The sequence below is a fragment of the Gilliamella sp. App2-1 genome (genome assembly GCF_001690255.1).
Classification (GTDB): Bacteria; Pseudomonadota; Gammaproteobacteria; order Enterobacterales; family Orbaceae; genus Gilliamella; species Gilliamella apicola_G.
In genome coordinates this window covers 36,939-46,861 of sequence record NZ_LZGR01000057.1, presented here as the reverse complement: position 1 = coordinate 46,861, position 9,923 = coordinate 36,939, and the positions used below count along the sequence as shown (strand labels likewise).

Sequence of the window (9,923 nt, the reverse complement as noted above, 5' to 3'; positions counted from 1 at the left end):
AGCACGAAGGTTAGCTAATCCTGGTCGGACATCAGGAGGTTAGTGCAATGGCAAAAGCTAGCTTGACTGCGAGAGTGACGGCTCGAGCAGGTACGAAAGTAGGTCATAGTGATCCGGTGGTTCTGAATGGAAGGGCCATCGCTCAACGGATAAAAGGTACTCCGGGGATAACAGGCTGATACCGCCCAAGAGTTCATATCGACGGCGGTGTTTGGCACCTCGATGTCGGCTCATCACATCCTGGGGCTGAAGTAGGTCCCAAGGGTACGGCTGTTCGCCGTTTAAAGTGGTACGCGAGCTGGGTTTAGAACGTCGTGAGACAGTTCGGTCCCTATCTGCCATGGGCGTAGGAAAATTGAGAGGGTTTGCTTCTAGTACGAGAGGACCGAAGTGAACGCACCGCTGGTGTTCGGGTTGTGATGCCAATTGCATTGCCCGGTAGCTACGTGCGGAATAGATAAGTGCTGAAAGCATCTAAGTACGAAACTAGCCTCGAGATGAGTTTTCCCTGAAGAGATTCAGTAAGGTCCGTTTGAGACTAAGACGTAGATAGGTCAGGTGTGTAAGTGTAGTGATACATTGAGCTAACTGATACTAATGAACCGAGAGTCTTAACCTTACAACTCGGAGTTGTTTTGGGGTTACGCGAGAGTTTTTAATATTCTAGGTTGACTGAGGTTGATTAAAGAATGATAAAGCAGTTTGTTCTGGATTGAGATATTGATGGTGAAGAGGTATAATATTTTATTATAGCATCATTGATGTAGAAGAAGAGAAGACAGGATATGTCTGGCGGTAATAGCGCGGTGGTCCCACCTGACCCCATGCCGAACTCAGAAGTGAAACGCCGTAGTGCCGATGGTAGTGTGGGTATTACCCATGTGAGAGTAGGGTGCCGCCAGACTTTTAAATTTAGAGAGAGCCCAGCAGTGATGCTGGGCTTTTTTGCTTTTGGCATTTTTTTATTGACAAGATCCTTATCTTGCATCATTTTAGGCATAGCCATATTATGGCTGCAATGCTATTATGGCTGCAATGCGATATTATTTAAGGAATAAATTATGCTAAAGTCAATAGATCCAACTACTACCCATTCTTGGAAATCCCTTCAAGCTAGTTATCAAAAAAATAAAGATAAAACCATTGCTCAACTTTTAAAAGAGGAGCCTAACCGAGTTGAAAAACTGAGTATTCCTTTTGAAGATGAGTTTTTGGTTGATTTATCAAAAAATAGAGTAACACAAGAAACGCTAGAATTACTGTATAAACTTGCTGATGAATGTGATTTAACTGGTGCGATTAATGCTATGTATAGTGGTGAAAAAATCAATCGTACAGAAAATCGGGCAGTATTACATGTTGCGTTACGTAATTTATCAAATACCCCAATTTATGTTGAAGGTAAGAATGTGATGGATGATGTTAATGCTGTCTTAGCTAAGATGGAATCATTCAGTAAAAAAATCATTAGTGGCGAATGGAAAGGTTACACAGGTAAAGCAATTACTGATGTTGTTAATATTGGGATTGGCGGTTCAGATCTGGGTCCTCATATGATTACCGAAGCGCTACGTCCTTACAAAAATCATTTAAATATGCATTTTGTTTCAAATGTTGACGGTACACATATTGTTGAAGCTGTTAAAGGTTTAAATCCTGAAACCACTTTATTTTTAGTGGCGTCTAAAACCTTTACTACACAAGAAACCATGACTAATGCACAAACGGCACGATCATGGTTACTTGATGCGGCAAAAGACGATAAAGCGGTTGCTTTGCACTTTGTTGCACTATCAACTAATGCAAAGGAAGTTGAAAAGTTTGGTATTGATACCGCCAATATGTTTGAATTTTGGGATTGGGTTGGTGGACGTTATTCATCTTGGTCTGCCATTGGTTTATCGATTGTGTTATCAATCGGTTTTGATAATTTCAAACAATTTCTAGCTGGTGGGCATGCTATGGATAAACACTTCCAAAGTGCGCCAATTGATAAAAATATCCCAACTTTACTGGCGTTAATTGGTATTTGGTACAACAATTTTTGTGGTGCAGAAACCGAGGCGATTTTACCTTATGATCAATATATGCACCGTTTTGCGGCTTATTTCCAACAAGGTAATATGGAGTCAAATGGTAAGAGTGTCGATCGAAGTGGCAATAAAACACCTTATACTACCGGCCCAATTATTTGGGGCGAACCGGGAACTAATGGTCAACATGCGTTTTATCAATTAATTCATCAAGGAACTAAACTTATTCCTTGTGATTTTATTGCTCCAGCAATTAGCCATAATCCAGTTGGTGATCATCATCCGAAATTGTTATCTAACTTTTTTGCACAAACCGAAGCTTTAGCTTTTGGTAAAACAAAAGAGCAAGTTAAACAAGAATTTATTGCTGCTGGTAAAAAACTTGACGAAGTAAACTCTGTGGTACCATTTAAAGTCTTTGATGGCAATAAGCCAACTAATTCAATATTAGTGAAAAAAATCACCCCTTATACCCTTGGTGCGTTAGTTGCCATGTATGAGCATAAGATTTTTACCCAAGGGATTATTTTAAATATCTTTAGTTTTGATCAATGGGGTGTTGAGCTTGGTAAGCAATTAGCTGGACGTATTTTATCTGAATTATCAGATAATAAACCAGTAAGTTCTCATGATGATTCAACTAATAACTTAATTAACCAATACAAAAAGTGGCGTTAAGTAGTCTTAAAAAATAGATATGTTTTAACCTAAAAAACCTTCAGCCAAAACTGAAGGTTTTTTTATAATAATGAAATAATTATTTTTTTACACGCATTATTGCAGTTTTACCTGCTTCGACAGAGCCAGATAATTTAGTTAACTCTATTACGGTTTCCATATTAGAAATAACTACAGGTGTTAATACAGATTTGGCTTTGCTTTCAAGTAGCGGTAGATCGATTTCAATAATGGTATCGCCTACTTTTACTTGTTGACCTTCTTCAGCAATTCGAGTGAAACCTTCACCTTTTAATTCTACAGTATCAATTCCGAAATGAACAAAAAGTTCAATACCTTCATCTGATTCTATAGCAAAAGCGTGGTTGGTTTCGAAGATTTTGCCAATTTTACCACTTAATGGTGCAACAATTTTATTGCCAGAAGGTTTAATTGCTACTCCATCACCAACGATTTTTTCAGCAAAAACCACATCTGGTACATCTTCGATTTTGACAATTTCGCCACTTAAGGGTGCAATAATTTCGATGCTGTTTTTATTATCATCAGATACTAATTGCTTAATTTTATCGAATAGACCCATCATTGTCTCCTAACAAATTTGCTTTTCAGCAGTATAATTTTCAATTAAATCCATAATTTCTTTTGATGTTGCTTTTTCTAGCGCAGTATTAGCAAATTTTTTCGCTTCTTCATAATTAGTGTTGCGAATTAATTTTTTAATTTTAGGAATGGATACTGCACTCATGCTAAATTCATCAAGTCCCATGCCAAGCAATAAGATTGTGGCTCTTTCATCACCTGCAAGTTCACCACACATACCTGTCCATTTTCCTTCTTTATGAGAAGCATCTATAACATTCTTAATCAACGTTAACACTGAAGGTGAAAATGGATTATAAAGGTGTGAAATAAGTTCATTACCACGATCAACAGCAAGCGTATATTGTGTTAAGTCATTGGTTCCGATACTAAAGAAATCTACTTCTTTGGCTAAGTGATGTGCAATGACGGCTGCTGCAGGTGTTTCAATCATTACACCGATTTCAATATTTTTATCAAACGCTTTACCTTCGGCATTTAATTGTTCTTTAAGACTATTGATTTCAGATTTTAATGTACGAATTTCTTCCACAGAAATAATCATTGGGAACATAATGCGTAATTTACCAAATGCTGACGCTCGTAGAATTGCGCGTAATTGTGCATGAAGAACTTCTTTACGATCTAAACAGATACGAATTGCACGCCAGCCTAAAAATGGGTTTTCTTCTTTTGGTAAATGCATATAAGGCACATCTTTATCACCACCGATATCCATAGTACGGACAATTACGGATAAACCATTGGTTGATTCGGCCACTTCTTTATAAGCTTTAAATTGTTCTTCTTCATCAGGATAAGCTTCACGATCCATAAATAAGAACTCCGTACGGTATAGACCAACACCTTCATAACCGTTACGTTCAGCACCTGCAATATCTCGCACTGTACCAATATTGCCACAAATTTCTACTTGGTGACCATCAAGCGTTACAGCCGGTAGATCTTTCAATTTAGCTAGTTCTTCTTTGTCGCTAATATATTTAGCTTGAACTTGTTTTAACTTTTCTTGAGTGGTGTGATCTGGATTGATATAAATAGCATTATTTATAGCATCTAAAATAACAAAATCACCTTGCTTGATCTCTTGGGTGGCATTAGATGTTCCTACAATAGCTGGAATTTCTAAAGAACGAGCCATAATGGAAGTATGCGATGTACGCCCACCAGCATCAGTAATAAAACCTAATACCATCTCTAAGTTTAGCTGAGCTGTTTCAGAAGGTGTTAAGTCAGTTGCAACTAAGATACATGGTTGAGTAATAGCGCTCAAGTCAACAATTTCAATACCTAAAATATTCTTGAGTAAACGTTTACCGATATCACGAATATCTGCTGCACGTTCTTTTAGATATTCATCATCTAGATTTTCAAGTTCTTTAGCTTGAGTTTCAAAGACAGATTGAACAGCGGCATCAGCGGTTGAATGTTTACTTTGAATACGAGAAATAACTTCTTGTTCAAGATCCTCATCTTCAAGAAGCATAATATGACCTTCAAAAATAGCCGCTTTATCTTCACCTAATGTGGTTTTTGCTCGTTCCATAATAGCATGTAGTTGTTTGCTTGATTTTTCTCGAGCTTCCTTAAAGCGCTCTATTTCAGCGTCAATCTTGTTATCAAGAATTTGCCTATTACTAATAACAATAGGCTCTTCTTTTAATAATAGCGCTTTAGCAAAAGCGATACCTGGGGAAACAAGTGTACCTGATACCATAACATTTAATCCTTATTCAATTTTAAAACCGTTCATAGCTAATTGGGAGTTATTATTCCAACTCAGGAATTAATTTTACTAAATGGGCAACTGCTTCTTTTTCGTCTTCACCTTCGGCAGAAATAGTAATAGTTGTGCCTTGTGATAAGCCTAATGTTTGTAATTTAAATAGACTTTTAGCACTAGCACTTTTGCCATTAGATGTGACAGTGATTTCTGCATTAAAGTTTTTTGCTTCTTTCACAAATTGCGCAGCAGGGCGGGTATGAAGACCGTTAGATGCAGTAATAGTTACATCTTGTTTGTACATATTATTTTACTCCCAAAAATATTGTTATTTCAGTGACCAATATAAATAAAAACCGCCTGAAAGGCTAGTAAGATTTCATAGATCTTTTATATTAAGTCAATCGTATTAGTTATAATTTATAAAGATAGCTATATTTTATTAGTATCGGTAGATACGAGTGACTTTATCACTGCATTTTTTAAATTCTACCTGTCCATGGATTCCATGTTTTATATTTTCAAAAACGATTTCTTCACTACCTTCAAGTTGTGATGCGCGGATCTCTTCTCTGCAGAAAGTTTCAAATCGTTGTAGTTCTTGTGCACTAGTACCTAATGTATAATTTTTAGGTAAATCTTTGCTGGTTACATTGGTATGTATTTTATCTTGCACATCAAGGATAATTACGCCTTTATTCGATAAAAACGAGCTACAGGAGGTTAATGAGAATGTTAATCCTGCAAGAAATAATAGTTGCAGAGACAATTGCATAATAAATCCAACAATATTCAAAATAATTCCTTTATAAAGCACAGTAACCTGTTTATTATTTATAATTATATACAAATTATATACTAATAATTGAAGAAAGTGCAGAGTACATTTTTTCGTGATGTAACAAGATTAGGGGAATTTTATGTCAGATACTATTAATTACGACGAATTTAATCGTTTACTAATCCAGAATAAAATAGGTATTACCGCAGCCGAATTGCATGGTTTTCTTTCAGGTATATTAGCTGGAGGTAATTATGATGAAAGCTGGCGGCCATTGGTTGAAGATATGTTAAATAATGGTGAAAAAATGCCAGCATCATTAGATGAGAAAATTAGTCAACTTTATACGATTATTAAGCAACAGTTCTTTGATGAAGATTTTAGCTTTCAATTATTAATCAGTGACAAAGATTTATATTCACAGCTTGATGATTTAGTCGGCTGGATAAATCATTTCTTACTTGGTATTGGTCTTGTACAACCTAAAATTAATTATATCAAAGGCGATGTGGGCGAAGCGATTTATGACCTACGGCAAATTGTTAAACTGGGTTATGATGAAACTGAAGATCAACAAGAGCTTGGTTTTGCTTTTGAAGAGATTAAAGAGTATGTTCGCATCACTTCTATGCTATGTTTTGATGAATTTAATGAGTCAGATATCATCCCAACAATCCATTAATAATTATACATTTTCAAGGTCATTACAATGATAAACACTGATATCAAAACAGAACTTTTTGCACGTCGAGAAAGATTATTAGCGCAAATGGTGCCAAATAGTATTGCGCTTTTTTTTGCAGCTCCTGAAACCGCGCGTAGTAATGACACCCATTATCCATATCGGCAAAATAGCGATTTTTGGTATTTTACGCTTTTTGCCGAGCCAGAAGCCGTTTTTGCTGTGGTGAAACAAAATGATAATACGCCTAGATATGTATTATTTAATCGTAAAAAAGATGCACTTGCAGAAACATGGACTGGTTACCGTTTAGGTCAACAAGCCGCATTAGGCGCAATTTGGGTTGATAAGGCGCATCCCTTTGATGAGATAGAAACAATATTACCCGATTTATTAAATGGCAAAACGGCGATTTATCATGCCGATCAACAGTATGCCTATGCCGATAAAATTGTTGATAGTGCCATGCGTATTTTACGACAAGGTAGCCGAATGAATCTTTCTGCCCCCAACAGCATGATTGATTGGCGACCGATAGTCCATGAAATGCGTATGTTTAAATCAGATTTTGAAATCAAAATTTTACGCCAAGCTTGTGAAATTAGTGCGCAAGCCCATGTTAGAGCGATGCAAAAGTGTAAACCATTAATGTTTGAATACCAACTAGAAGCTGAAATCTTACACGAATTTGCTTGGCATGGAGCACGCTTTCCATCTTATAACACTATTGTTGGCGGCGGTAATAATGGTTGTATTTTACATTATGAAAATAATAGTGAGCAGCTAAAGGATGGAGATTTAGTTTTGATTGATGCTGGGTGTGAATACCAATACTATGCAGGTGATATTACTCGCACTTTTCCTGTTAATGGTCAATTTAGCCAAGCTCAACGTGAGATTTATGACATAGTGTTAGCAGCGCAATATCAAGCGATTCAATTATTTAAGCCCGGTACATCAATCATGGAAGTGAATAATCATGTGGTCAGAACGATGGTAGCAGGTTTAATTAAATTAGGCATTATGCATGGTGATGTGGAAACGTTAATTGCCAATAAAGATTACACTGCATTTTATATGCATGGTTTAGGACATTGGCTAGGCATAGATGTGCATGATGTTGGTAGTGGTCGAGATCGTATTTTAGCGCCAGGGATGGTATTAACCGTTGAACCCGGACTCTATATTAATCAAGACGCAGATGTACCTGCACAATATAAAGGCATTGGTATTCGGATTGAAGATAATATCTTAATTACTGAGACAGGAAATGACGTGTTGACGAGTAATGTACCTAAAGATCCGTATCAAATTGAACAATTGATGGCAAACACACTTACTCATTAGTTACGCTATTGCTGTAATTTCTTAAACAGAAGTTATGGCTCTTTTGTTGTTGTCTATATCTCTCGTTATTAATTCAAACTAATTGATTTATTGCGGTTAAAAATAATTTTTATTTTCAGGTCTTTTGCCGCAATTGGCTTATATTTCCATGTTTTCATGGCATTAATCACGGAACGATTAAAAATATTATTAGGTTTTGCTTCTATAATCCGAATATTTTCAACTCGTCCATCACTGTTTACATCAAATAGCGCGACTACATAACCCTCCAAGCGCATATCTAGCGCTCGGCGTGGGTATTCAGGTTGGTTGCGCCGAATTGGCAAAGGATTACCAGAATATTGACGATTATCTGAAATCTGCGGTGCTACAGCAGTGTTAGCAACCTTGTCGCTAATAACTTCTTGTCTAACTTGTTGACGTGATGCTTTTTGAGCAGGAGGACGCTTTTTCTTTTGTTTTGGTTCTTTTTTGACGACAACTTCCTTTTTGGGCTCAATAATAGGCTTATCGAGGATTTTTTCGAGAATAGGTTCAGGCTGTTCTTCTTTAACAACTTTAGGCTCAATAACAGGTTTAATGGGAAGTTCTTCGATTAGTTTGTTATCAATCTGTTCGCTATTTTCCACGCCTGGAATTTCGGGGGTATTTTCTACTAATGATTGTTTTGGTGCAGCTAATTGTGAGATATCGACCATAATAGCTTTAATCGAATTATCACCTGCATCAACAACAATGTTTTTAGCAAACAAGGCGGAACTAAAGAGCAGTGCAAATAAGACAAGATGCGACAGTACAGATACCGATGTACATGCATAGGCATTTATAGGTTGTTTTTTCGTCGGACACAAAGGGACCTTGGTATCATCTATGTCTATATCAAAGTTAATCTTCATAATAATAATCATTTTTAACTTAAGGTCAGCATTCTAAATGAAAATGCTTATCATTTGTAGTGTTTTTTGAAATATGATAGATGACACCTTGTTGCTTCATGATATTTATCAGATAATAGAAAGTAAATATCTGTTATTTATAATGGTTAGGCTGATGAATACTGCGTCAATGAATCAAATACTCGATCTTGTTAAAGAAGATTTAATCAAAGTGAATCAAGCAATACAAGCAGAACTGAGTTCTGATGTGGCTTTGATCAATCAGTTAGGCAATTACATCATTAGTAGTGGTGGAAAGCGCATACGCCCAGTAATCGCGTTGTTAATTGCCAAAGCACTTAACTATCAAGGCGATAAACATATTATTACCGCGGCTTTTATTGAATTTATTCATACAGCAACCTTATTGCATGATGATGTTGTTGATGAGTCAGATTTACGCCGTGGCAAATCAACCGCCAATGCACTTTTTGGCAATGCCGCTAGTGTACTGGTTGGCGATTATATCTATACTCGCTCTTTTCAAATGATGGTGCGTACTGAATCTTTTAAAGTATTGACGATTATGTCGGCGGCAACCAATGTGATTGCTGAAGGTGAGGTACAACAGTTAATTAATTGTAACGATCCCGATATCACTAAAGAACAATATTTAGAAGTGATTTATCGCAAAACGGCTCGTTTATTCGAGGCAACTTCGCATTCGGCTGCGGTGCTAGCTGGTGCAAATAAAGAGCAAGAGTTGGCTTTACAGGAATATGGCAAATATCTAGGCACAGCCTTTCAAATCATTGATGATTTACTGGATTATAGCGCCGATAGTAATGAAAAATTAGGTAAAAATTTAGGGGACGATCTGAATGAAGGTAAACCCACTTTACCGCTTTTACATGCAATGCACCACACTAAAAATGCCCAAGATGCAGCATTAATTCGTCAAGCAATAGAGCAAGGTAATGGTCGACAATTGTTAGATCGCATTTTAAACATCATGGACGAATGTGGTTCGCTAGATTTTACGTTACAAACCGCTCAAAAAGAAGCGCAAAAAGCATTTGACGTTATTGCCATTTTACCTGATTCGCCTTATAAACAAGCGTTACAAGATCTTGCCTTATTGTCAGTAAAAAGAGAAAACTAACTTACCAATGAGCCAATAAATCAATAAAACCATGCGTTT

At 36.6% G+C, this 9,923-nt stretch carries 9 protein-coding genes and 2 rRNA genes; 6 read left to right on the top strand and 5 right to left on the bottom strand.

The features are described from left to right. The 3 genes from A9G22_RS08080 to pgi all read left to right on the top strand — a co-directional run. Window positions 1-619 (top strand): 23S ribosomal RNA (locus A9G22_RS08080); the annotation flags it as partial. Between the two features lie 169 nt (window positions 620-788). Continuing rightward, a 5S ribosomal RNA gene (gene rrf / locus A9G22_RS08075) occupies window positions 789-904 on the top strand. 157 nt (window positions 905-1,061) lie between these two features. Further along, window positions 1,062-2,711 carry a glucose-6-phosphate isomerase gene (gene pgi, locus A9G22_RS08070; RefSeq protein ID WP_065587206.1) on the top strand — a complete coding sequence of 550 codons (1,650 nt, stop codon included), beginning with the start codon at window positions 1,062-1,064 and terminating at the stop codon, window positions 2,709-2,711. Window positions 2,712-2,790: 79 nt separating this feature from the next. On the opposite strand, the gene crr is transcribed toward pgi, so the two are convergent. The 4 genes from crr to A9G22_RS08050 form a co-directional block, all read right to left on the bottom strand. After that, window positions 2,791-3,294, bottom strand: coding sequence for a PTS glucose transporter subunit IIA (gene crr / locus A9G22_RS08065; protein WP_065587207.1), 504 nt, complete (start codon window positions 3,292-3,294; stop codon window positions 2,791-2,793). Window positions 3,295-3,303: 9 nt separating this feature from the next. Beyond that, on the bottom strand, window positions 3,304-5,031 hold the full coding sequence (gene ptsI, locus A9G22_RS08060) for a phosphoenolpyruvate-protein phosphotransferase PtsI (protein WP_075508667.1): 1,728 nt from the start codon (window positions 5,029-5,031) through the stop codon (window positions 3,304-3,306). 52 nt (window positions 5,032-5,083) lie between these two features. Next, window positions 5,084-5,341, bottom strand: coding sequence for a phosphocarrier protein Hpr (gene ptsH, locus A9G22_RS08055; RefSeq protein WP_034911114.1), 258 nt, complete (start codon window positions 5,339-5,341; stop codon window positions 5,084-5,086). Between the two features lie 138 nt (window positions 5,342-5,479). Then, window positions 5,480-5,812 (bottom strand): hypothetical protein, encoded by a 333-nt coding sequence (locus A9G22_RS08050; RefSeq protein WP_141670011.1) that lies wholly within the window; start codon window positions 5,810-5,812, stop codon window positions 5,480-5,482. Between the two features lie 145 nt (window positions 5,813-5,957). Between A9G22_RS08050 and A9G22_RS08045 the strand changes: the two genes are divergently transcribed. Both A9G22_RS08045 and pepP read left to right on the top strand, forming a co-directional pair. After that, complete coding sequence (locus tag A9G22_RS08045) at window positions 5,958-6,500, top strand: UPF0149 family protein (RefSeq protein ID WP_065587210.1); 543 nt, start codon at window positions 5,958-5,960, stop codon at window positions 6,498-6,500. Window positions 6,501-6,530: 30 nt separating this feature from the next. Then, entirely contained in the window at window positions 6,531-7,847 is a 1,317-nt protein-coding gene (pepP, locus tag A9G22_RS08040; RefSeq protein WP_442899748.1) for a Xaa-Pro aminopeptidase, read from the top strand. 68 nt (window positions 7,848-7,915) lie between these two features. Here the strand turns inward: pepP and A9G22_RS08035 are convergent, their stop codons facing one another. After that, window positions 7,916-8,743 carry a TonB family protein gene (locus A9G22_RS08035; protein WP_075508665.1) on the bottom strand — a complete coding sequence of 276 codons (828 nt, stop codon included), beginning with the start codon at window positions 8,741-8,743 and terminating at the stop codon, window positions 7,916-7,918. Window positions 8,744-8,897: 154 nt separating this feature from the next. Between A9G22_RS08035 and ispB the strand changes: the two genes are divergently transcribed. Further along, window positions 8,898-9,884 (top strand): octaprenyl diphosphate synthase, encoded by a 987-nt coding sequence (gene ispB / locus A9G22_RS08030; RefSeq protein WP_075508664.1) that lies wholly within the window; start codon window positions 8,898-8,900, stop codon window positions 9,882-9,884. The last annotated feature ends 39 nt before the right edge of the window (window positions 9,885-9,923 follow it).